Source organism: Pseudomonas fluorescens (genome assembly GCF_001648775.1).
Classification (GTDB): Bacteria; Pseudomonadota; Gammaproteobacteria; order Pseudomonadales; family Pseudomonadaceae; genus Aquipseudomonas; species Aquipseudomonas fluorescens_M.
On record NZ_LVEJ01000024.1, the window covers coordinates 94,350 to 117,143 of the forward strand.

A 22,794-nucleotide genomic window follows, 5' to 3' on the forward strand; every position below is an offset into this window, starting at 1 on the left:
GCTTTGCTCAACTCACTCGGAACAATTTCATGAACACCATGGCCGCAGCCTTTGCCGAATCGATCCAGAGACAGGACATCGCCCTCATTGCCCGCGATGGTTATCCGTTGTCAGCCAAGCGCTACAGCGCGGCGGGCGCGGTCAAAGGCAACCTGATCATGGCCGGCGCCACCGGGGTGCAACAGCGCTTTTATCGGCGTTTTGCCGAGCACGCGGCGCGCCAGGGCTTTCACGTGCTGACCCTCGATTACCGGGGCATCGGTGAGTCGAAACCGGCTTCCCTCAAAGGCTTTGAGATGTCTTATCTGGATTGGGCTTATCAGGATCTGGCGGCGGCAGTGGATCTGCTAAGCCAGGAAGCGTTGCCGTTGTATTGGGTCGGCCATTCGTTTGGTGGTCACGCGATTGGTCTGTTGCCCAATCACCACGCCCTGACGGCTTGCTACACCTTGGGCAGTGGTGCGGGATGGAGCGGCTGGATGTCCAGAGCCGAGGCCTGGAAAATCCGTCTGATGTGGACGTTTGTGCTGCCGGTGATTGTCGCCCGCAAAGGCTACATGGCCTGGAGCATGCTGGGCATGGGCGATGATTTGCCGCTGGGCGTTTATAACGACTGGAAACGCTGGTGCAAATTACCCCACTACTACTTCGACGACCCCGAGATGAGCCATCTGCAAGCGCTCTACGGCGAGGTCACAACGCCATGCGTTTTCGCCACGTCGGTCGATGATCCGTGGGCGCCGCCGCGTTCGCGCGATGCGTTTGTCAAAGCCATGGTGAATGCACCGCTGACATTGCTGGATCTGCAGCCGCCACTGGGCAGCAAACCGTACGGGCACATGGGTTACTTCCGCGAAAGCGCACAGCCGTTGTGGGATGAGGTGCTTGATTGGCTGCAAAGCGCCCCTGCACGCACCCCATAACCTGAGCTGCTGCAGGCTGCGATCTTTTGATCTTGCTTCAAAACAAGATCAAAAGATCGCAGCCTCGCTTCACTCGACAGCTCCTACAGGAGTGCATTCCAACTGTGGGAGCGAGCCTGCTCGCGAATGCGGTGTGTCATTCAACGTTGAGGTTGACTGACACGGCCTCTTCGCGAGCAAGCTCGCTCCCACAGAGGGTTATGGTGTTTAGGTGATCGGGGAATAGCCTTCGATTTCGTCCGGCCACGCCGTGAGGATTTCGAAGCCCGTCTCCGTCACCGCCACCATATGCTCCCACTGCGCCGACAACGAGCCATCCTTGGTCAGCACCGTCCAGCCATCGGGCATGTTCTTCACATGACGCTTACCGGCATTAAGCATCGGCTCCACGGTAAAAATCATCCCGGCCTTGAGCTTCATGCCCTGATTGGGAAAGCCGTAATGCAGAATCTGCGGCTCATCGTGATAAACCTTGCCGATCCCGTGTCCGCAATACTCGCGCACGACGCTGAAGCCTTCCTTTTCCGCCAACGTCTGGATCGCGTGGCCGATATCGCCCAAGGTGGCGCCCGGCTTGACCACGCGAATCCCCGCGCACATGGCGTCATAGGTAGTCTTGATCAGATGCTGCGCCTCGGGTGTTGCCTCACCGACCACGTACATGCGGCTGGTGTCGCCGAACCAGCCGTCCTTGATCACCGCGATATCGAGATTGACGATATCGCCATCCTTCAGCGGCGTGCCCGACGGGATCCCGTGACACACCACGTCATTGACCGAGGCGCAGACGGTTTTCGGAAAGCCGTGATAGCCGACGTTGGCCGGCACGGCTTTCTGCACGTTGACGATGTAGTCGTTGCACAGTTGATCGAGCTGATCAGTGGTGACGCCCGCCTTAACGTGCGGCACCAGCATCGCCAGCACTTCAGCGGCGAGTTTGCCGGCAGCGCGCGATTGGGCGATGTCGGCCGGGGTGTTGATCTTGATCTGGTTTCTCATGCGCTGACGGCTTCCTGAGTCAGTTGTTGCAGATCCAGCCCGCCGTTCTGTTCGGCGCGGATCAGCAAGCGGCAAATGGCGCTGTGGTCGAGGTTGGGGTGCAGTTCGGCGAGCATGCCGATGCGCATCCAGTGCTCGGCCTGCGCGTTTATCGAGCGGCTGAGCGCGTTGCTGGAGATACGCAGATTCTCGTGCATGTCCTCTGAAATCTTTACGATGCCCATATATGAATCCGATACGATGTGTATATGGAACGTATATTAGCCAAGCCTTAAGCGAAATTGCAAATCAACTCAGCGCCGCATCGAAAAACGATGAGATAAGCCGACTGGAACGCCGTTCGGCCAGGCAGTACAGATAAGTCTCGGTAAAGAGTTCTTCGCCATCGATTCTGATCGTGCGGATTTTTGGATCGGCAATGAACTCCGCTTCCGACACCACACCCAATCCCAACCCGCGCACCACCGCTTCCCGCAACGCCTCTCGACTGCCGATTTCCATGGCGATACGCGGTTTCACCTGCGCCGCATTCAGCGCCTGTTCCAGCACCAGCCGCGTGGTCGAGCCGGGTTCGCGTTGCAGCAGCCGCTGCCCTTCCAGTTCTTCCAGGCGCACGCTGCCACGATTGGCCAGCGGATGCTCATGATGGGCAAACAAGATGATCGCGTGCCGCGCATAACGCACCGAACACAACGCCGGATCATCCTGACGCCCGGCCAACACCGCGATATCGGTCACATAGTTTTCCAGATCCGACAACACCTGCGCCGAGTTACCCACACGAATCGACACATCGATATTCGGATGCTGTTGCAGATAACTGTCGACCATCTCGATCACATGAAACGGCCCCACCGCACCGACCTTGAGCTGGCCGCTGTCGAGCCGCCCGGAATCGCGCAGCAAGTTGTGCGCCTCCAACTCCAACAAGGCAATCCGTTGCGCGATCGGCAGCAATTGCCGTCCCACATCCGACAACTCGATGCGCCGCCCACGGCGATGGAACAGCTCAACATTGTGCTGACGTTCCAAGGCCTGCACCTGAGTGGTCAGGGTCGGTTGGCTCAATCCCGACGCCCGCGCCCCGGCACTGAAACTGCCGTGGCGGGCGACAGCGAGAAAGGCCCGTAGTTTGGCGCTCGACATCCATAGACTCCATCAATAGTTAGCTACGGTTTCGCATATTGAATTGATTGAATGACTGTCACGTGACAGACCTAGCCTGTGGCAACTCCCAACCACACCGTGGAATGCCATGAAAACAATCAAACAGTTTCTGCGTGTCGCCAGCCTCACCGTTATTGCCTTGGGCGCCAGCCAGGTCTGGGCCAAAGACAAACTGACCATTGGCCTGATCCCCTCCGAAGACTCCCAGGCGATGATCGAATCGAGCAAACAAGTGCTCGACGATCTGCAAGCCAAAATCGGCATGCCAGTGGTGCCGTTCGTGGCCACCGATTACAACGGCATCATCGAAGCGCTGCGCTCGGGCAAACTCGACGTCGCCTACCTCGGGCCGTTCTCTTACGTGCTAGCGACCTCGGTGGCGGACGTCGAAGCGTTCTCCGTGGCGGTGACCAAGAAGACCGGCCAGAGCGCTTACAAAAGCGTGATTCTGGCACGCAAGGACAGCGGCATTCACTCGCTGGCCGACCTCAAGGGTCATACATTCGCATTCGTTGACCCAAGCTCGGCGTCCGGTCATCTGTTCCCGAAAGCAGGACTGGAGCAGGCCGGGTTTGTGCCGGACACTTTGTTCAAACGCGTGATTTTCTCTGGCTCCCACGACGCCAGCATCCTCGCGGTGGAGAACAAGAAAGTAGACGCCGCCGCCGTGGCTGACCGCATCTTCGCCAGCGCTGTGGCCAAGGGTGTGGTGAAGCAGGATGACTTCGAAATCGTCTGGAGTTCCAAGCCGATCCCCGAATCGCCGATGGTCTGGCGCAAGGCACTCGACCCGGAGTTGAAGAAGAAAATCGCCGCCGCACTGGCTTCGATCAAGGACGTGCCGTGGGGTGATCAGGGCGTGCTAAATGGCTTCCAGCCGACCACCGACGCGTCGTATGACGTGGTGCGCGAAACCGCCAAGGTGCTCGATCTCGATTTGCGGAGCATGAAATGATCAGCATCCGCCAACTGACCAAACACTACGGCAGCAATCCGGTATTGCGCGGCATCGACCTTGACGTCGCTGCGGGCGAATTCGTCGTGGTGCTCGGTCAGTCCGGCGCCGGCAAATCGACCTTGCTGCGCTGCATCAATCGCCTGGCACAGGCCGACAGCGGCACATTGACCGTGGCTGGTATCGATGCCCTCGCCTGCCCTGACACCAGCGTTTTACGCCGTGAAGTGGCGATGATTTTTCAGCACCACAACGTCGTGCCGCGCCTGAGCGTGTTGAAGAATGTGCTGACCGGGCGTCTCGGTTCCGTCGGCACCCTCGCCTCGATTCTGCAACTGTTTCGCCGTGACGATGTGGCGCTGGCAATGCAATGCCTGGAACGCGTCGAACTGGCACACAAGGCCGGTGAGCGCACCGATTCATTGTCTGGCGGACAGAAGCAGCGCGTCGGTATCGCCCGCGCCTTGGCGCAACGACCGCAGGTAATTCTGGCCGATGAACCGATCGCCAGCCTCGATCCGAAAACCGCGCGACTGGTGTTGCAGTACCTGCGCGATGCCACCCGCGAATTGGGCATCACCGTGCTGTGCAATCTGCATCAAGTCGAATATGCCCGCGAGTTCGGCGACCGCGTGGTCGGCCTCGCTCACGGCAGTCTGGTGTTCGATGGCAAAGCGTCGAGCATGACCGACGCCGATCTGGCGCGAATCTATCCCGGGCAATCGGCAGAACACTCCGCTGACGTCCCGGCGCCCACCCTGTCCTACCGCGCCGCCTCGAGGGCCTGAGCATGCAATCGCCAAACTATCAGTGGGTCGGCGAGCGGCCCCGTGGCACACGCGGTTGGCTGACCACCGCCGGCATCGTCCTGATCGTGCTGTGGACGCTGAACTGGAGCGCGCAAGGTGCGCAACTCAGTCTCGGTGAACTGGCGGCGGGATTGCCGCAGATTGGTGACTTTCTCTCGCGCACCTTCCCGCCGGATCTGAGCATTCTTCCGCGTCTGGTCGCGCCAGCGGTGGAGACTTTGCAGATCGCCATTTGGGGAACCCTGCTCGGCGTGTTGCTGGCGATTCCGCTGTCGTTTCTCGCCGCGCGCAATCTGAGCCGCAATCGCTGGGTGTTTCACATCACCCGTCAGGGGCTGAATTTCACCCGCAGCATCAACGAACTGATCCTCGCGCTGATCTTCGTCTCGGCCGTTGGCCTCGGCCCGTTCCCCGGCGTCTTGGCGCTGGCGCTGCATGGCTTGGGCATGCTCGGCAAGTTCTTCGCCGAGAGCATCGAAGAGATCGACCAAGGCCCGATTGAAGCGCTGCAAGCGACCGGTGCACGACCGTTGCAGGTGATCGTGTTTGGCGTTCTGCCGCAGGTGATCACGGCGTGGATTGCGGTGATTTTGTACCGCTTCGAAGTCAATCTGCGTTCGGCCACGGTGCTGGGAATGGTCGGCGCCGGCGGCTTGGGGTTCGAACTGGTGAGCAGCCTGAAGTTGTTCAAATACCCGGAAACCGCGACCTGCATCATCGTCATCACCTTCATGGTGATCGTCGCCGACGCCCTCTCCAGTCGCCTGCGCGCGGCGATCCAGAGCGGCTCGGCACACTGACGTCGAGCGGCTATCGGCTGAGCCGATTCAAACCTGCGAATTATCGATTTGAGCCGTTGTCGATGGGCGCTGAGTATGGCGCCACACGACAACAACAATAAGGATCCACCATGACTGCCCGCTTCCAGAACCCAGTTGATACCCGTTTCGGCTGGGGCAGCCTGCAAGACCTCGTTGCCATTACCGACCAGCAAACCGTGGCCCTCGTCACCTTCCCTGAGGCCCGTGGGCTGGGGCTGCTCGATCGCCTGCAAGCGTTGCTGGGTGAGCGTCTGGTCTACGTGTTCGAAGACGTTCAACCCAACCCGGACGTCGCTCACCTGCGCAGCACTTATGAACATTTCTGGCAGCACGCCGCTGCTTGCGACGTGGTGCTCGCAGTCGGTGGCGGCAGCGCCATCGACACCGCCAAAGCGTTGATCGTCGGCACCGAGTCCGGGCATTTCGATGAGTTGTTGACGCTGCTGGCGAGCGGCAAACCGTTCACCCCGGCCCGTTGCAAACAACTGATCGCCGCGCCGACCACCGCCGGCACCGGCAGCGAAGTCACCCCGTGGGCGACGATCTGGGACAGCGCCAGCCAGAAGAAATACTCGCTGCATCTGGATTGCACCTGGCCGCGCGTGGCGATCATCGACCCGCAACTGATGCTCACCGTGCCGGCCAGCGTCACCGTATCCACCGGGCTCGATGCGTTGTCCCACGCGCTGGAAGCGATCTGGAACGTCAACGCCAATCCGGTCTCCGACACTTTCGCCATTTCTGCGATTGAAGACATTCTCGAATGCCTGCCGCATCTGCAAAAAGATCTGTCGAGCCAAGAGTTGCGCACGCGCATGGCACTGGCCGCACTCAAGGCCGGGCTGGCGTTTTCCAACACCAAAACCGCGCTGGCCCATTCGATTTCCTACGAGATGACCCTGCGCCACGGCTTGCCCCACGGCATCGCCTGCTCCTTCACCCTGCCGTTGGTATTGGGTTTGGCCTGGGGTCACGACGCCACTCGCGACCGTACCTTGCAACGGGTGTTCGGCGCGGACCTGGGCAAAGCACAACAGCAGTTGCGCGAGTTCCTCCACCGCCTCGGGGTGAAGACCGAGTTCGCCGATTACGGCGTCTCGGCCAAGGATGCCGAAGCCATCATCCACCTCGCGATGCAGGGCGCGCGCGGCAAGAACTTCATTGGTTCACAAGCCGCCTGACGCCTGATAAAACCCGAGTAACTCAAGCACCGCCAGCGGCATGCAGCCGCGGTGATTTCCTGCCGCACCGAAAAAGAGTGCACCCGCCAACGACACCCGGCGGGAACCGACAACAATAAGGAAAAGATCATGAATCGTGCCGAAACAATGCCTGGTCTCGCCGTCCGTTCTGCCTCGTTCCGGGTCGCGCAGTGGCGCATGCTGCTGGCGGCGATGTTCTGTTACCTTTTTTTCTACACCGGTCGGCAGACCTTCGGTTTTGCCATTCCGGGGATTCAGGCCGAGTTCGGTTTGAGCAAGGAAACCCTCGGATGGGCGTCTGCTGCAATGCTGTGGGCCTACGCGATTGGTCAGGCAATCAACGGCAACCTCGCCGATAAGTTCGGTGGCCGGCGCATCATGACTCTCGGCGCAGTGCTGTCCTGCGCGGCGAACTGGGTGACCAGTTTTGCCGGCGGTTTCACCAGTCTGATCCTGCCGTGGGGCGTCAACGGCTACTTTCAGGCACTGGGCTGGGCGCCGGGTGGGCGGCTGATTGCCAATTGGTGGGCGGCGGGTGAGCGCGGCAAGGTATACGGGTTCTATACCTTCGCCGCCGGGTGCGCGTCGATTCTGTCCTACGTCACCTCTATCGTCGTGCTTGAAGTGCTGCAACTGGAATGGCGCTGGATCTTCCGTTTACCGGTGCTGTTGATGCTCGCCGGCGGGATCATCTTCTATCTGGTGGCCCGCGAACGTCCGCAGGATCTGGGCTTCGAACCCGTCGGTGATACCGGCGTGGCCAACGCTGACGACAAACATCAGGAAGCCGCCCATGGCGAAGTCGAGACCTCGGCGCAACGCTATAAAGCCGTGCTGAAGAATCCGCGCCTGCTGATCGCCGCTCTGTCACTGGGCTTTCAGAATGCGGCGCGCTACGGCTTGATCGTCTGGGTGCCGGTGCACTTTCTCGGCGCTGACTGGAAAAGTGGTGACGGCATGATCGATCCGAAATGGATCACCGTCGCCCTCCCCGTCGGCATGGCGGTTGGCGCATTGAGCAACGGCTGGGTATCGGACAAGTTGTTCGGCTCCAAGCGCTATCTGGCGATCATGCTTTATATGTTCCTCGGCGCCGCCACCAGCCTGTGGATGTGGAGCCTGCCGCCGCACAGTGTGATCGGCCTGGTCGCGCTGTTCCTTTGCGGCTTCTTCGTCTACGGCCCGGCCTCGAGTTTCTGGGCGCTGTGCCCGGATCTGGTCGGCGCCAAACGCGCCGGTACGGCGACCGGGATCATGAACTTTTCGTCCTACCTGTTCGCCGGCCTGGCTGAGCCGATGATTGGTCGTTTGCTTGACACCACGGCAAATACGTCTCTGATCTTCATAGTGGTCACCAGCGCCTGCCTGTGCAGTGCGGCAGTGGCCTTGTTCATTCGACGCTGACGGGGCTTGCATGTACCAGTATCACAAGTGGTTGCGTTCGTTTCATGCGGTGGCCAAAACCGGCAGTTTCACTCTCGCAGCGGAGTACCTCAGCGTCGGTCAGCCGACCGTCAGCGAGCAGGTCAATGCGCTGGAGAAAACCTTCTCGGTGGAGCTGTTCCATCGCCGTGGACGCTACATCGAAATGAGCGCAGCCGGGCACAAGCTCTACGCAATCACTCAAGGCCTGTTCGGCCAGGAAGATGAAGCGGTGCAACTGTTGCAGAGTTTCAAACAACGTAAAAACGGCATGTTGCGCCTCGGCGCGGTGTCGCCGCCGATTGCCATGAACCTGACCTATGAGCTGATGCAGCGCCACCCGGATATCGAACTGGAAACTTCGTTCTCGTCGGAAAAGGACACCCTGGCGCGGTTGTTCAACTTCGATATCGATGTGGCGATTCTGGCCTTGTCGGAATTCGATGAACGCTTCCATACGCGGCTGTATCACCGTTATCCGATCATCGCCGTGGTCCGCGATGACCATCCGTGGGCCAGTCAGGCGCAGGTTCACGTCAGCGAGATCAGCCGCGAGAAATGGGTAATGCGCGAGAAAAGTGCGCGCACCCGGCAACTGGTCGAAGAAAGCTGCAAACGCCTCGATATCGAGCTCGATTGCGTCATGCAACTCAACAGCCGCGAAGCCATCGTTCACGCCATCGTCAAGGGCATCGGCATCGGGTTTGTCTCAGCGGTCGAGTACGCCGAAACCCCGGGCACCACGCCGATCACCTTTGTCGATCACCCGTTCTTTATCGAATACCACCTGTGCTGCCTTGGCATCCGCAGGAACCGACCAGTGATTGCCGAACTGTTTGATTCGAATCCACCGCTTAACTGATCAGCAAAATCAAACCTTGAAACCGCCTACCTCATTGCCGAGGGACGGCCCGCGCTTACTCGAAAACGGAGAATGACCATGCAATACAAGCAACCAACTCACCTGCAAGCCGCGATCCTTGACTGGGCCGGCACCGTTGTCGATTTTGGCTCGTTTGCGCCAACGCAGATTTTCGTCGAAGCCTTTGCCGAGTTCGGCGTCGCGGTGTCGCTGGAAGAAGCGCGCGGGCCGATGGGCATGGGCAAGTGGGATCACATCCGCACCCTGTGCAACCTGCCGCAGATTGCCGAGCGTTATCGTGCGGCGTTCGATCGCGTCCCGAGCGATGACGATGTGACGGCGATCTACGAACGTTTCATGCCGCTGCAGATCGAGAAAATCGCCCTGCATTCGGCGCTGATTCCGGGCGCGCTCGAGACGATTGCGGCGTTGCGCAACAAGGGTTTGAAAATCGGTTCGTGCTCCGGTTATCCGGCGGTGGTGATGGCCAAGGTCGTCGAACTGGCGCGGGAAAATGGCTACATCGCCGACCATGTCGTCGCCACCGATGAAGTCCCCAATGGCCGGCCGCATCCGGCGCAGGCGCTGGCTAACGTGATTGCTTTGGGCATCGATGACGTGGCGGCGTGCGTCAAGGTCGATGACACCTGGCCGGGGATTCTCGAAGGGCGCGCCGCCGGCATGTGGACGGTGGCGTTGACCTGCTCGGGCAACGCACTGGGCCTGAGCTATGAGCAATACAAGGCGTTGCCGTCGGACCGACTGGCTGAGGAGCGCGCGCGAATCGGCAAGATGTTCGCGCCTTCGCGCCCGCATTACCTGATCGACACCATCGCCGAGCTCCCGGAAGTGATCGAAGACATCAATGCGCGCCTGGCGCGCGGCGAAACTCCACAAGCCTGCTGATTGATCGTCCGCACCCCGCGCTGAGCGTTCACACGCTCCGCGTGGGAACGCTCAGCGGCCTCGCTCGAATCGCGGGCAAAAAAAAGCTGCCAAAACTGGCAGCAAAAACTTTAAGAACACGCGATGTATTGGCCTCAGCATAGCCGCCGGATAATGACAGTGTCATGACAGCCGAAAATTCATTCAACCGCCCCGCCCCCGTCATCAGGATGTCATCAAGATCACGGCAGAATCCTCGCAAACCGTCTCGCGCCTCCCGACGGGTGCTTTGCAAGGATTCCCATGAAAGACGACGCCTCGCTGTTTGCCGCCATCGACCTGGGTTCGAATGCCTTTCGCCTGATGATCGGCCAGTCGGTGCGCAGTCGCAAAGGCTTCCTGATCCAGGAAGTGAAAACCCTGCGCGAACCGGTGCGTCTTGCCGAAGGTTTTGATGGCGGCGCGCTGGATGCGTTGGCGCTGGATCGCGGCTGGCAAGCGTTGGCGCGGTTCGGCAAGAAGCTGCGCGGTTTTGAGGCGGGCCGAGTGCGTGCGGTGGCGACCAGTGCAGTGCGCGAGGCGGACAATGCGCAGCTGTTTCTGGCCAGTGCCGAACGGCATCTGGGCTTCCCCATCGACGTCATTTGCGGCCATGAAGAGGCGCGTCTGGTCTATGCCGGCGTGACCCATGCCTTGCCGAGCGCCGAAGACCTGCGCCTGGTGGTCGACATCGGCGGCGGTTCCACCGAGCTGATCCTCGGCCAGGGCGCGCAACCGTTGCTGACCGAAAGCATCGCCATCGGCAGCGGCACCTTGAGCACGCGGTTCTTTCGCGGCGGTGACGTGTCTGCCGGCGCGCTACAGGAAGCCGAACGCTTCGCCATTCTGCAGTTTGAAAGAGTCGCCCGGCGCTACCGTGCTCAGGGCTGGCAGCAGACCATCGGCTCTTCCGGCACTGCGCGCATGCTCGCCAAAGTGCTCAAGGCTAATCGCCTCAACGACTTCGGTCAGGACGGCATCACCTATGGCGGGCTGCTGCGCCTGTCGCTGCTGCTGTTGAAAGTGAACAATGTGCAACAGCTCAAGCTCGCCGGGCTGCAACCTCATCGCCAGAGCATTCTGCCCGGCGGTCTGGTGCTGATGCTGGCGGCATTCAAGGTGTTCGGCATCGCGCAAATGGAGCCGTCCGAACCGGGCCTGCGCCTGGGCGTGTTGCACGGTTTGATGAGCCAGCACTAATCCTCGCCGCGACAGATTCGTCTCCCCTTCAGCGGCATGATCGACTACCATGCCGCCGCCGGTTCCCGAAGGGGACTAATAGGGAATCCGAGGTGCTTGCACAGCACTGATCGGAACTGCCCCCGCAACTGTAGGTGCCGAGCCTGCTCCACGACTGCCACTGGGTGAACCCCGGGAAGGCCGGAGCCAGGCGATGACGCATCAGTCAGGAGACCTGCCGGCACAGTGATTACTAACCGGCGGGGTGTCCGGGAAGGACATCGTGCCGTGCGCGTCTTCGTTGGCTGCCCGGCCTTGCGCTGTTTTCCTGACCGCGTTCGATGGTGTGTTTCCAGACCGTACTCTCCCGCTCCCCGTACGGTTCCCTCGGAGACTGCCCCATGCTGCTGCCCCGCATCGCCACCCTCATCACCGGCCTGAGCCTTGGCGCCATGGCGCAGGCGGCCCCGACTGTCTATCCACTGACCGTCGAAAACTGCGGCAGCAGCCTGACCTTCCAGCACGCCCCGACGCGCACGGTGACCATCGGCCAGGCCGGCACGGAAATGCTCTACGCCATGGGCCTGAGCGACAAAGTCGTCGGCACCTCGTTGTGGTTCAACAATGTGCTGGCCAAATACAAAGCCCAGGACGACAAGATCGAGCGACTGGCCGATAACGAACCGAGCTTTGAATCGGTAATCGGCAAGCGCCCGGAACTGGTCGCCGTGGAGCTGGAATGGATGGTCGGCCCGCAAGGCGCGGTCGGCACCCGTGAGCAATTTCATGAATTGAAGATTCCGACCTACCTGCTGCCCTCCGATTGCGAAGCCAAGGACAACCTCGTCGGCGCCGACGGCACGCGGCTCGCACCGTTTCGCATCGACTCGATTTACAAGAGCGTGAGCCAACTGGCGCAGATCTTCGATGTTCAGGAGCGTGGCCAGCAGCTCAATGATCAACTCAAGGCCAGCCTCGCCCAGTCGATTGCCACCGCCCAAGGCAAACAATTGAAGGACGCCAGCGCGCTGGTCTGGTTCTCCAGCGCACAGATGGACATCGAGCCGTTCGTGGCCGGGCACAAAGGCGTTCCGGATTTCATGCTTAGCACCCTCGGCGTGCGTAACGTGGTGGAGTCCGATGAAGAGTGGCCAACGGTCGGCTGGGAAACCATCGCCAAGGCCAATCCGACCTTCCTCGTCATTGCGCGCATGGACCGTCGTCGCTTTCCTGCCGACGATTATGAAAAGAAGCTCGCCTTCCTGCGCAGCGACCCGGTGACGCGCAACATGGACGCGGTGAAGCACAACCGCATCATCATTCTCGACGCCATGGCCATGCAGGCGAGCCTGCGCATGTTCGATGGCATCGAGCAATTGGCCACGGCCATCAACGGCTATGACCTGTCGAAATGAGGGCCAGCCTGATCCGTACGCTGTTGGCCTTGGCGACATTGTTGATAGCAGTGGTTGCCGGTGTGGCCATTGGTGAAACCTCGATTGAACCGGGCGTGGTCGTGCAAGTGCTGGCGAATAAATTGTGGGGCGCCGGGTACGCGCTCGATCCTATCGACGAAGGCATCGTCTGGAACTATCGATTGACCCGCGCACTGGTCGCCGCTGCGTGCGGTGCCGGATTGGCGACCTGCGGAGTGATTTTGCAGTCGTTGCTGCGCAATCCGTTGGCCGATCCGTATCTGCTGGGTATTTCCGCCGGCGCCTCGACCGGCGCGGTGATGGTCGCGTTGCTCGGCGTTGGCGCCGGGCTGGTGTCATTGTCAGTCGGTGCCTTCGCCGGCGCGGTCACGGCGTTCGTCCTGGTGATTGTGCTGGCGCGGGTCAGTGGCTCGGCCAGCGGCACCGGACAAATCATTCTCGCGGGGATCGCCGGCTCGCAGCTGTTCAATGCGCTGACGGCGTTCTTGATCACCCGCTCGGCAAGCTCCGAACAGGCGCGCGGCATCATGTTCTGGCTGCTGGGCAATCTCGGCGGCGTGCGCTGGCCATCGGTGTGGCTGGCGGTGCCGGTTGCCGTGCTGGGACTGGTCGTGTGCCTGTGGCATCGGCGCGCGCTGGATGCGTTTACCTTTGGCGCGGACTCGGCGGCGTCCCTCGGCATTCCGGTGCGCCGGGTGCAGATTCTGCTGATTGGCTGCGCGGCGTTGGTGACGGCGGTGATGGTGTCGATTGTCGGTTCGATCGGTTTTGTCGGACTAGTGATTCCGCATGCGGCGCGGCTGTTGCTTGGCACTGGTCATGCACGACTGCTGCCGGCCAGTGCGTTGGGCGGCGCGGTGTTTCTGATTGCTGCCGATGTGTTGTCGCGCACGTTGATCAAGGGCCAGGTGATTCCGGTCGGGGTAATTACCGCGCTGGTCGGCGCGCCGGTGTTCGCGTTGATTCTGGTTGGCCGCAGGTCCGCACGATGAACAGTGTTCTGAGTTGTTCAGGTCTGACGTTCAAGGTGCGCGGCGCCGAGTTGCTCAACGGTGTCAGCCTTGAAGTTCGGCGTGGCGAAACCCTGGGCATCGTTGGGCCGAACGGTTCGGGAAAATCCACCCTGCTGAAACTGCTGGCCGGGTTGCGTGAACCGAGCGCTGGCGAGGTGCTGCTGGAAGGTCAGCGCCTCGGCAAAATGCCCCGACGGAGCATTGCCCAACAGCTCGCGGTGGTTGAACAACAGGCTGATACCGACGATGGCATTCGCGTGTTCGATGCGGTGGCGCTGGGGCGTACGCCGTGGTTGTCGGCGCTGCAACCGTGGTCGCACGCGGACGACGCCATTGTGCAGCAGGCGTTGATCGACGTTGACGCTCTGCACCTGCGCACGCGGCTCTGGCGCAGCCTGTCGGGCGGTGAGCGGCAGCGGGTACACATCGCTCGGGCACTGGCGCAGCGACCGCAGATTCTACTGTTGGATGAACCGGCCAATCATCTCGACATTCAGCATCAACTGACCATCCTCAACGTGGTGCAGGCGTTGCCGGTGACTACGCTGATCGCCTTGCATGACCTTAATCAGGCGTTGAAATGCGATCGTCTGGCGGTGCTCGAACGAGGTCGGCTGGTGGCATTGGGCAAGCCACTGGACGTGCTGACTCCGCAGCGCTTACAGGAGACTTTCGGGGTCAGGGCGCATTACCTGACGGACCCGTTCGATGGGGCGCAGATTCTTCGATTCCATTCATGAGGTTGTGCATGTGCGTCGTCTGCCAGACCGGGTCAGCGTCGACATCGATTATCGCGAAACCCTGCCGCTGCCAGAACTCGATGGCGCCCGGTAAAAACGGATGGGTGTGCAGGTAGATCACCTCGACGCCGTCGGCGACCGCCAAGTCTTTGAGTGACCGATACAGCGCGGCGGCCAACCCTGAGCGGCGCTGCGATGGCAGGACAAACAGACGGACGATTTCCACCACTTTGCGCTCGGGATAATCAAGGTGCGGGAAGCGTCGGTCGTAAGGGAGATAGCCTATCGAGGCTACGATCTTCCCCTCATGGCGAGCAGTCAGAAAGCGCCCTTCCCCTCGCAGATAAACCTCGGCAAAACGCGCCAGATCGTCGGGCATGCCGGTCGCGCTCAGCTTGGGGAAAAGCTCGGCGCGGGCCGCCAGAACAAAATTCAGCACTTCAGGAATGTCTGCGTCAGACACCGCCTGAATAGTCAGTTGATGATTCATGCAGCGGGAAACACCTGAAAAGCGGTTGGCCACAGTAGCAACTGCCACCCGGCGATGCCATGAAAACTCCCGAACCTGAATGTCATGCAAACGACAGCGATCTATTTTCAGAGCAGGAATTTTCTTCACAGATCAAGCGATTGATGCCAGTGACGACGCCCTTTGAATACTCAATGACGCGTCTATATAAACGCAGGTAAATCGTGCCCTGCAGCCCTCTGATTTCGTTCTATCGTTAGATCGAATTGGCTGTATTTACCACGGACTAATGGTTGCGACAGAGGATGTCTGAGCCTATGTTGCACGCGAGTCTTTTCCCCGCGATTGGAACGCGATCAACACCACCAAGAGGTGAAGAAATGTCAAAGGAATCACGCCCTGCCGTACTTGGGCTGATCGGCAATACTCCGCTTGTGCAAGTCACCCGTTTTGATACCGGGCCGTGCACGCTGTTTCTCAAACTCGAATCGCAGAACCCCGGCGGTTCGATCAAGGACCGCATCGGTCTGGCGATGATCGACGCCGCCGAACGTGATGGTCGCCTGCAACCCGGTGGCACCATCGTCGAAGCCACCGCCGGTAACACCGGTCTGGGCCTGGCACTGGTTGGCCGCGCCAAAGGTTATCGCGTGGTGCTGGTCGTCCCAGACAAAATGTCCACCGAGAAAGTCCTGCACTTGAAGGCCATGGGCGCCGAGGTGCACATCACTCGTTCCGATGTTGGCAAGGGCCATCCCGAGTATTACCAGGACGTCGCCGCCCGTTTGGCGAAAGACATTCCCGGCGCATTCTTCGCCGACCAGTTCAACAACCCGGCCAACCCGCTGGCCCACGAATGCAGCACCGCGCCGGAAATCTGGGCGCAGACCGAACATGATCTGGACGCCATCGTCGTCGGTGTCGGTTCGGCCGGTACGCTGACGGGCTTGAGCCGTTTCTTCAAACGCGTGCAGCCGGATCTGGAAATGGTCTTGGCCGACCCGGTCGGTTCGGTGATGGCGCAATACAGCCGCGACGGTACGATGCCGACGCCCGGTTCATGGGCGGTGGAAGGCATCGGCGAGGACTTCATTCCGTCGATCACCGACCTCTCCAGCGTGCGCCACGCCTACTCGATCAGCGATGAAGAAAGCTTCGACCACGCCCGCCAGTTGCTCAAGGCCGAAGGTATTCTCGGCGGCTCGTCGACCGGTACTCTGCTGGCTGCGGCGCTGCGCTATTGCCGCGAACAGACCGAGCCAAAACGCGTGGTCAGCTTCGTTTGCGACACCGGCACGCGCTACTTGTCGAAGGTCTACAACGACCAATGGATGACCGATCAAGGCCTGTTGCAGCGTAAGGGTTACGGTGATCTGCGCGACCTGATCGCCCGCCGCTTCGAAGACGGCCGCGTGATCAGCGTCGGCCCTGACGATACCCTGCTGACCGCGTTCCAGCGCATGCGCCTGGCGGATGTTTCGCAGTTGCCGGTGCTGGTGGAAGGCAAGCAACTGGTCGGTGTAATCGACGAATCGGACATCCTGCTGCCGGTGCACGAAGACGCCGCGCGCTTCAGTCAATCGGTCTCCAGCGTGATGACCGACAAACTGCAAACCCTCGCCCCCGGCGCCACTCTTTCCGAGCTGGAAGCGGTGCTCAGCCGTGGCCTCGTCGCCATCATTGCCGACACGTCGGGCTTCCATGGCCTGATCACCCGCACCGACATGCTCAACCAATTACGGAGATCCCTCGCATGAGTCAGCACGACGATAAATCCCAAGGCTTCGCGACCCGGGTGATCCACGCCGGGCAGACGCCGGACCCGACAACCGGCGCGTTGATGCCGCCGATCTACGCCAACTCTACCTACCTGCAAGACAGCCCCGGCGTGCACAAGGGTTTTGACTACGGGCGCTCGCACAACCCGACGCGTTTTGCCTTGGAGCGTTGCGTGGCGGACCTTGAAGGCGGCACCCAGGCGTTCGCATTCGCCTCCGGGCTGGCGACGATTTCCACGGTGCTCGAACTGATCGATGCCGGTTCGCACGTGATCTCCGGCAATGACTTGTACGGCGGCACGTTCCGCCTGTTCGACAAGGTTCGTCAGCGCAGTGCCGGACACCGTTTCAGCTACGTCGATCTGACTGACCTGGCGGCGTTCGAAGCGGCGCTGCAGGACGACACACGACTGGTGATTGTCGAGTCACCGACCAACCCGCTGCTGAGCCTGTCGGACCTCGCCGCTATCGCCCGTATCTGCCGCGCTCGCGGGATCATCAGCGTGGCCGACAACACTTTTGCCAGCCCGTATATCCAACGGCCGCTGGAGTTGGGTTTCGACATCGTGCTGCACTCGACCACCAAGTACCTGAACGGCCACTCCGATGTGATCGGCGGTATCGCCGTGGTCGGCCAGAACCAAGAACTGGCCGAGAAGCTGGGCTTCTTGCAGAACGCAGTCGGTGCGATTGCCGGGCCGTTCGATGCGTTCCTGACTCTGCGCGGGGTGAAGACTCTGGCGCTGCGCATGGAACGTCATTGCAGCAACGCACTGGATCTGGCGCAGTGGCTGGAACAGCAGCCGCAGGTCAAACGCGTCTACTATCCGGGCCTTGAGTCGCACCCGCAGCATGAGTTGGCCAAGCGCCAGATGCGTGGTTTCGGCGGGATGATTTCCGTCGATCTGAACAGTGATCTGGATGGCGCGCGGCGTTTTCTCGAAAACGTGAAGATCTTCGCACTGGCGGAAAGTCTGGGCGGCGTGGAGAGCCTGATCGAGCATCCGGCGATCATGACCCATGCGACCATTCCTGCTGAAACCCGCGCAAAACTGGGGATCGGCGATGGTCTGGTGCGTCTGTCGGTGGGCGTCGAGGACGTCGAAGACCTGCGCGCCGATCTGGCGCAGGCGTTGCAATCGATCTGACCTGGCAAGAACGACAAAGCCCGCACGAAGCGGGCTTTGGTGTTCGAGTAGGCGGCCAGTGCTGGTCTCTGGCTTACAAGGTTTATCGGGCTTCCCACAGTACCGGGCCAAATTGAAAAGGTACGGCCTCGGCTGCTTCACACGGCATAAGGGCTGGATCTCAGCGCGGAGATCTTTCTAACCGTGTACCTTTCGGAGCGCGCCCCACGCCCCCTTGCTATCCGATTGCGCATCAGTCTGCGTCTTCGCCTACATCTTTGAGCCTAGCAAAGGCTGGTCAGCGCGAATCAGTGTTTTTAGACTGATTTGAGCTTTGCCCGAATCGGGCAGGAAGAGAAGCGCCTAACGCCCGTCGATCCCCCCGCCCTACCGCTTCGCAATCGCGATCTATACTCAATCAGTTCGATCATGTTTCTGTCGACACCCGCGCGCCGGATGGTGTGCCCGTGCCTTTCGCCAACCAGGTTAACCCGAGCCAAATCAATCGTAACGCCCGCGAACACGCGGCGAACGATGCCTTATCGCTTTGTGGCTGCTGGGTCGTGGAGAAAAACTATGAAACACAAGCTGTTGTCAGGCGTGCTTCTGGCGGTCGTGGCGACCGTGGTGGTGCCCAATGTCTGGGCGGCGCAACCGCAGGCGCTGGCGTCCGATGGGTCGGATCATGTGGGTGCCGGGGCGGTAGCTTCTGATGGCGCCGATCATGTGGGTGCCGGTGCCGTGGCTTCTGACGGTTCCGATAAAGTAGGCGCGGGTGCCGTGGCTTCTGACGGTTCCGATAAAGTAGGCGCGGGTGCGGTGGCTTCTGATGGTGCCGATCATGTGGGTGCCGGTGCCGTGGCTTCTGATGGTGCTGATCATGTGGGCGCTGGCGCAGTCGCGTCCGATGGTGCCGATCATGTCGGCGCTGGTGCGGTTGCTTCTGATGGTGCCGATCATGTGGGTGCTGGCGCAGTCGCGTCCGATGGCGCCGATCATGTGGGTGCTGGCGCAGTCGCGTCCGATGGCGCCGATCATGTGGGTGCAGCCGCAGTCGCGTCCGATGGCGCTGATCATGTCGGCGCGGGTGCCGTGGCGTCTGATGGCGCCGATCATGTCGGCGCAGGCGCACTGGCTTCTGATGGCGCCGATCGTACCGGCGTCAACCGGGTTGCCTATTCCCGCGTCGGGGTCGGTTCTGATCGTGTCGCCTCCGCGTTGATGACAGGCAGTTATTCCGACCAGTTCAACAGTCCGCAATAATTCTCCCCTGGCCCGGCAGGCGGCTCCAGCGAGCCGCCTGTTGCGCGCCGCACTAGCACATTTGTGCTAATCGACCGCCCCGCCACCTGGCGTTATATTCCCCCGCACCCCCGATGTTCCTCAACGTTGCCTGTTTGCAGCGTGCGGGATCGTTGTGCCTGGAAATCAGAACAACACCAAGGAAGACACACCATGAAACTGCATGCAAACCTCACAAAAATCGCCGTATTCGGTGCCGTGCTGCTCGGCGTGGCCGGCTGCCAGACCGTCAAACCCACTGAATCGAGCATGAAAGAACGCGCGCAAACGGTGATCGGTAAACCGGTGTCGAAAATCGACAACGTCCGCAACGACAGCACCCTCACCTACTACACCGCCTACACCCCGGCCGGGGAATATAACTGTGAATTGCCCAGCGGCGTAATCATCGCCGTGGCGAGCATGGGCATCATGTCGCCGCCGCTGTCATGCCTGCCGAAAGGCGCCTCGCCGATTCCACTGCAATAACTTCCCCACCCGGTAAAGGACACCGTTTGCCCATGAAAACCCTGATCGCAACACTCACCCTCAGCGCGCTATTGCTCACTGGCTGCGCCACGCCGAAACAGTGGGAAGCCACCGGTGGCAGCAAAAACGATGGTGTGGTCCAGGTCTCCTATGAACTGGGCCAATTCGAAAGCGGCCAGACCAGCGCCGAACAAGGCCTGACCGTCGCCGCCCAACGCTGCAAGACCTGGGGCTACAAAAACGCCGAAGTCACCGGCTCCGAGAAAAACATCTGCCGCACCATGGGCCAGTACAACTGCCTGCAAACCACCATCACCCAGGATTACCTGTGCAAGCGCTGATCTGAAAGTGTGGGAGCCAGCCTGCTGGCCAAATCGCTAGCAGGCTAGCTCCCACAGGGATCTTTGGTTGGTCCGCGATGATCATTCACGAAACGCTTTCAGCGGGTTCGGGTTGCCGGTCGCGCAGGGCTCTCAAGGTCGCGCGCAGCTCGGCCGGGCGCACCGGTTTGGACAGGATGGCAATGTCGCGGTCGTGCAGGGCCGCCTGGATTTTTTCGACGTCGTGCCCGGTGATGATCATCGCCGGCACCGCCCAGCCTCTCTGCTTGCGCACATCGTCGATACATTCGACGCCGGTGGCATGGGTGCCGAGGTCATAATCGGCGACGATGATGTCGCAGTCGGTCATCAAACCCTGCCCGCTCAGCTCCGCTTGAACGACACAGCCCCAACGCTCCAATAATGCAGAAGTCGCGAGTAATACGTTGCGATCATCTTCCACCAGACACACCTTCAACCCGGTCAGCAAACCGACCTGACGCGCCTCATCCCGATTGACCGCCAAATGCGGCGCAGCAGCGATCGGCAATCCGTACAAAGTCACCGCCGTTCCCCGCCCGAGCCGCGAGCGCAGGGTGACGCCCACCCCGATCAACTCCCCCAGACGCTTGACGATAGACAGCCCCAGCCCCACGCCTTCGACGTCTTTATCGCGCACTTGCCGCACCCGATAAAACTCCTCGAACACCTTGCCCAGATGCTCCTCGGCAATGCCGTTGCCTTGGTCATAAACCACGATGGCCAGCCCTGCCCCGCGCCGACGTACGCCGATCAGTACCGGCCGATGCGCACCGTATTTAAAGCAGTTGGACAGTACGTTCTGCACCATGGTCGCGAGCAACGCCGGATCGGTTTGCACCCAGTACGGACAAGGACGCAAACGCAGCTCAACACCGGCCCAACGTGCGGCTTCGGCATTCTGGCGAATCAGCTCCGCCAGCCATTCGCCCAGGTTCACGCTGTGCAATTTCGGCAGCACCCGACCGTTATCGAGGGTGTACAGGTCGAGAATCGAGCGAAACAACTGCGACACGTTGAGCAACGAACGGTCGATATTGTCGACCAGCCGCCGCTCGTCATCACCCAGGCGCGACTCACGCAGGCACGCGGTAAACAGGCCAATCGAATGAATCGGCTGACGCAGATCATGACTGGCCTGGGCAAGAAACCGCGACTTTTCCAGATTCGCCGCGACCGCTTCTTCGGAAGCCTTGCGCGTACGTTCCAGCAACAAGTGCGCATAAAACGGAATCACCGTGCTGGTGAGCATCAGCATCAACACCATGAACGGTTGCGCTTGCCACACCGGTGTCAGGCGATACACACACAGCAGCGCCAGTAACGCCAGCGCGGTGGCGATCGCCAGATAGCGCGAGCCATAGCGCATGCCATTGCCGAGGTTGACCCAAATGATCACCGCATACAGTGGCAACGCCATCTCGCCGCCCACCACCAGACCAAAGCAGGTGCCGGTGTAATCGTGGATCATGGCGAAAATCCGTCGCGCCGGGTAATGCCCCGGCCAGTGCGCAATCGCCTGACGCAGCGCGATCGAGGCCAACAAAAACAGGATGATGTAGGTAATGATCGGCAGGTACGTATCGAAGCGCTGGCCCGGCAAAAAGCCCAGTATCAGCATATAAACCACGGCGATACTGGCGATGATGATGCGCAGATTGGCCTGGTCGAGTTCGGTGTTTTTCTCGAACTTCATGGTAAACGTCCTTGTGCGGCACTCGTCAGATTCAGCAGCAACCTACAGGCAACCCTCGCGCCCGATGCTAAGGTGCATGCCTTGAGTAATGTCTGATCCAGGGAGGGTCATGCCATGACATGCCGAATTATCATAGCCGACGATCACCCGTTGTTTCGCGAGGCGATGCTGCGCACGGTTCAACGGTTGTTGCCTGACGCAGCCCTTGAAGAAGCCGGTGACCTCGACGCCGTGCTCGCCCTGTTGCCCCTGGGCGACGAGCCGGATACGCTGATTCTTGATCTCAGATTTCCCGGACTGACCGGCGTCAGCCAACTCGCCGAGCTGCGTCGGCGCCTGCCGCGCACCACGTTGATCGTGGTGTCGATGGTCGATGATGAGTCGCTGATCAACGAAGTCATGGCCGCCGGGATCGACGGTTTCATCGGCAAGAACATCGCCCCCGATGAAATCGGTCAGGCGATTCTGGCGATTCGCCAAGGTGAAGTGCTGGTGAAGTTTGCGCCGTCGGGCCTGTTGCCGCTGGAAACCGGCGCGGCCCTCACGCCACGTCAACAAGAGGTGCTGCGCTTGATCGCGCAAGGCAAGACCAACAAGGAAATCGCCCGTGAACTGGATATTTCACCGTTCACGGTGCGCATTCACGTGTCGTCTTTATTACGCACGCTGAACGTACCCTCGCGGGCGGCTGCGGCGGTGAAATATTCCGGGAGTTTCTGACGCTCAATGTTCCAGGTGTTGTTGCAGCAACGCCCAGGCTTCGCCGGTAAAGCGGTAGGTCTTGTCACCTTCAAGCACGATCAGGCCCTCGTCACACAAGCGCTTGAGCACTTCACGCACGCTGACAAACGACAGCTCGGGCGATGACGACTCGACAAACGTATGCACGCCATTCACCCCGATCGCATACCCGTCGCGGCTGGCAATCACCAGGGCATTGATCACTTTGAAGCGGATCAGGCTGGTGCGTAGTCCGAAGTGTCGCAACAATTCGCGAATATGCTCATTGGCGCTGCGCTCGAATTCAAAGGCCAGTTGGTGGGTCGCTGTCCGAAAAACCGAAGGTGCGTTTACCACCTCGGTGCCTGGGTTGTTAAACATGACGAAGACTCCTTTTCAGAAATGTTCAGGCGGGCTGCGATG

General features: G+C 60.5%; 25 protein-coding genes, 1 pseudogene and 1 riboswitch. Of the genes and pseudogenes, 18 read left to right on the forward strand and 8 right to left on the reverse strand.

Annotated elements, in window-relative coordinates:
- Positions 1-29 precede the first annotated feature (29 nt).
- Positions 30-923, forward strand: coding sequence for an alpha/beta hydrolase family protein (locus A8O26_RS22145; RefSeq protein WP_064119868.1), 894 nt, complete (start codon positions 30-32; stop codon positions 921-923).
- A 99-nt stretch (positions 924-1,022) separates the two neighbouring features.
- Here A8O26_RS22145 and A8O26_RS30345 read toward each other — a convergent pair.
- From A8O26_RS30345 to A8O26_RS22160, 4 genes and pseudogenes are all read right to left on the reverse strand, one after another.
- A pseudogene (locus A8O26_RS30345) lies at positions 1,023-1,115 on the reverse strand (metal ABC transporter ATP-binding protein); the annotation flags it as partial.
- 15 nt (positions 1,116-1,130) lie between these two features.
- A complete protein-coding gene (gene map / locus A8O26_RS22150) occupies positions 1,131-1,922 on the reverse strand; it encodes a type I methionyl aminopeptidase (protein WP_064119869.1) in 792 nt (263 codons plus the stop codon).
- Positions 1,919-2,146 carry a ParD-like family protein gene (locus tag A8O26_RS22155; protein ID WP_007918027.1) on the reverse strand — a complete coding sequence of 76 codons (228 nt, stop codon included), beginning with the start codon at positions 2,144-2,146 and terminating at the stop codon, positions 1,919-1,921. Before A8O26_RS22155 ends, map begins: the two co-directional genes overlap by 4 nt.
- A gap of 64 nt (positions 2,147-2,210) precedes the next feature.
- Positions 2,211-3,068 carry a LysR substrate-binding domain-containing protein gene (locus A8O26_RS22160; protein ID WP_064119870.1) on the reverse strand — a complete coding sequence of 286 codons (858 nt, stop codon included), beginning with the start codon at positions 3,066-3,068 and terminating at the stop codon, positions 2,211-2,213.
- A 109-nt stretch (positions 3,069-3,177) separates the two neighbouring features.
- On the opposite strand from A8O26_RS22160, the gene phnD reads away from it, so the two are divergent.
- From phnD to A8O26_RS22215, 11 genes are all read left to right on the forward strand, one after another.
- Positions 3,178-4,044, forward strand: a complete 867-nt coding sequence (phnD, locus tag A8O26_RS22165; RefSeq protein WP_081265240.1) for a phosphonate ABC transporter substrate-binding protein — start codon at positions 3,178-3,180, stop codon at positions 4,042-4,044.
- Positions 4,041-4,832, forward strand: a complete 792-nt coding sequence (gene phnC / locus A8O26_RS22170) for a phosphonate ABC transporter ATP-binding protein (RefSeq protein ID WP_064119871.1) — start codon at positions 4,041-4,043, stop codon at positions 4,830-4,832. Before phnD ends, phnC begins: the two co-directional genes overlap by 4 nt.
- Positions 4,833-4,834: 2 nt before the next feature.
- Positions 4,835-5,653, forward strand: a complete 819-nt coding sequence (phnE, locus tag A8O26_RS22175; protein ID WP_064119872.1) for a phosphonate ABC transporter, permease protein PhnE — start codon at positions 4,835-4,837, stop codon at positions 5,651-5,653.
- A gap of 110 nt (positions 5,654-5,763) precedes the next feature.
- A complete protein-coding gene (psrA, locus tag A8O26_RS22180) occupies positions 5,764-6,855 on the forward strand; it encodes an iron-containing alcohol dehydrogenase PsrA (protein WP_064119873.1) in 1,092 nt (363 codons plus the stop codon).
- A gap of 129 nt (positions 6,856-6,984) precedes the next feature.
- Positions 6,985-8,280, forward strand: coding sequence for an MFS transporter (locus A8O26_RS22185; protein WP_064119874.1), 1,296 nt, complete (start codon positions 6,985-6,987; stop codon positions 8,278-8,280).
- 10 nt (positions 8,281-8,290) lie between these two features.
- Positions 8,291-9,160, forward strand: a complete 870-nt coding sequence (locus A8O26_RS22190) for a LysR substrate-binding domain-containing protein (RefSeq protein ID WP_064119875.1) — start codon at positions 8,291-8,293, stop codon at positions 9,158-9,160.
- Between the two features lie 78 nt (positions 9,161-9,238).
- A complete protein-coding gene (gene phnX, locus A8O26_RS22195) occupies positions 9,239-10,066 on the forward strand; it encodes a phosphonoacetaldehyde hydrolase (protein WP_064119876.1) in 828 nt (275 codons plus the stop codon).
- A 282-nt stretch (positions 10,067-10,348) separates the two neighbouring features.
- Positions 10,349-11,284 (forward strand): Ppx/GppA family phosphatase, encoded by a 936-nt coding sequence (locus A8O26_RS22200; protein ID WP_064119877.1) that lies wholly within the window; start codon positions 10,349-10,351, stop codon positions 11,282-11,284.
- A gap of 42 nt (positions 11,285-11,326) precedes the next feature.
- A riboswitch (cobalamin riboswitch) is annotated at positions 11,327-11,520 on the forward strand.
- 144 nt (positions 11,521-11,664) lie between these two features.
- On the forward strand, positions 11,665-12,678 hold the full coding sequence (locus A8O26_RS22205; RefSeq protein ID WP_064119878.1) for an ABC transporter substrate-binding protein: 1,014 nt from the start codon (positions 11,665-11,667) through the stop codon (positions 12,676-12,678).
- Between the two features lie 8 nt (positions 12,679-12,686).
- Positions 12,687-13,691 (forward strand): FecCD family ABC transporter permease, encoded by a 1,005-nt coding sequence (locus tag A8O26_RS22210; protein WP_172828195.1) that lies wholly within the window; start codon positions 12,687-12,689, stop codon positions 13,689-13,691.
- Complete coding sequence (locus A8O26_RS22215) at positions 13,688-14,452, forward strand: ABC transporter ATP-binding protein (protein ID WP_064119880.1); 765 nt, start codon at positions 13,688-13,690, stop codon at positions 14,450-14,452. Before A8O26_RS22210 ends, A8O26_RS22215 begins: the two co-directional genes overlap by 4 nt.
- Here A8O26_RS22215 and A8O26_RS29540 read toward each other — a convergent pair.
- Positions 14,391-14,942 carry a GNAT family N-acetyltransferase gene (locus A8O26_RS29540; protein ID WP_172828193.1) on the reverse strand — a complete coding sequence of 184 codons (552 nt, stop codon included), beginning with the start codon at positions 14,940-14,942 and terminating at the stop codon, positions 14,391-14,393. The two genes, A8O26_RS22215 and A8O26_RS29540, sit on opposite strands and share 62 nt — an antisense overlap.
- A 359-nt stretch (positions 14,943-15,301) precedes the next feature.
- On the opposite strand from A8O26_RS29540, the gene A8O26_RS22225 reads away from it, so the two are divergent.
- Together A8O26_RS22225 and A8O26_RS22230 are read left to right on the forward strand one after the other, a co-directional pair.
- Entirely contained in the window at positions 15,302-16,678 is a 1,377-nt protein-coding gene (locus tag A8O26_RS22225; protein ID WP_064119882.1) for a pyridoxal-phosphate dependent enzyme, read from the forward strand.
- Positions 16,675-17,847 (forward strand): cystathionine gamma-synthase, encoded by a 1,173-nt coding sequence (locus A8O26_RS22230; protein ID WP_064119883.1) that lies wholly within the window; start codon positions 16,675-16,677, stop codon positions 17,845-17,847. The genes A8O26_RS22225 and A8O26_RS22230 overlap by 4 nt, the downstream gene beginning before the upstream one ends.
- A 573-nt stretch (positions 17,848-18,420) precedes the next feature.
- Here A8O26_RS22230 and A8O26_RS29835 read toward each other — a convergent pair.
- Complete coding sequence (locus A8O26_RS29835) at positions 18,421-18,669, reverse strand: hypothetical protein (protein WP_155740677.1); 249 nt, start codon at positions 18,667-18,669, stop codon at positions 18,421-18,423.
- On the opposite strand from A8O26_RS29835, the gene A8O26_RS29840 reads away from it, so the two are divergent.
- The 3 genes from A8O26_RS29840 (at position 18,656) to yecR (ending at position 19,937) form a co-directional block, all read left to right on the forward strand.
- The gene (locus A8O26_RS29840) at positions 18,656-19,048 is read left to right on the forward strand and encodes a hypothetical protein (protein ID WP_064119884.1); all 393 of its coding nucleotides are present in this window, start codon (positions 18,656-18,658) and stop codon (positions 19,046-19,048) included. The two genes, A8O26_RS29835 and A8O26_RS29840, sit on opposite strands and share 14 nt — an antisense overlap.
- Before the next feature lie 233 nt (positions 19,049-19,281).
- Positions 19,282-19,596, forward strand: coding sequence for a hypothetical protein (locus A8O26_RS22240; protein ID WP_064119885.1), 315 nt, complete (start codon positions 19,282-19,284; stop codon positions 19,594-19,596).
- A gap of 32 nt (positions 19,597-19,628) precedes the next feature.
- Positions 19,629-19,937: a YecR family lipoprotein gene (gene yecR, locus A8O26_RS22245; RefSeq protein WP_064119886.1), complete on the forward strand. Its 309-nt coding sequence runs from the start codon at positions 19,629-19,631 to the stop codon at positions 19,935-19,937.
- An 85-nt stretch (positions 19,938-20,022) separates the two neighbouring features.
- Here yecR and A8O26_RS22250 read toward each other — a convergent pair whose 3' ends face one another.
- Positions 20,023-21,651, reverse strand: a complete 1,629-nt coding sequence (locus A8O26_RS22250) for an ATP-binding response regulator (RefSeq protein WP_064119887.1) — start codon at positions 21,649-21,651, stop codon at positions 20,023-20,025.
- Positions 21,652-21,765: 114 nt separating this feature from the next.
- Between A8O26_RS22250 and A8O26_RS22255 the strand changes: the two genes are divergently transcribed.
- Complete coding sequence (locus A8O26_RS22255) at positions 21,766-22,371, forward strand: LuxR C-terminal-related transcriptional regulator (protein ID WP_064119888.1); 606 nt, start codon at positions 21,766-21,768, stop codon at positions 22,369-22,371.
- A gap of 3 nt (positions 22,372-22,374) precedes the next feature.
- Here the strand turns inward: A8O26_RS22255 and A8O26_RS22260 are convergent, their stop codons facing one another.
- Positions 22,375-22,752, reverse strand: coding sequence for a hypothetical protein (locus A8O26_RS22260; RefSeq protein WP_064119889.1), 378 nt, complete (start codon positions 22,750-22,752; stop codon positions 22,375-22,377).
- Positions 22,753-22,794 lie beyond the last annotated feature (42 nt).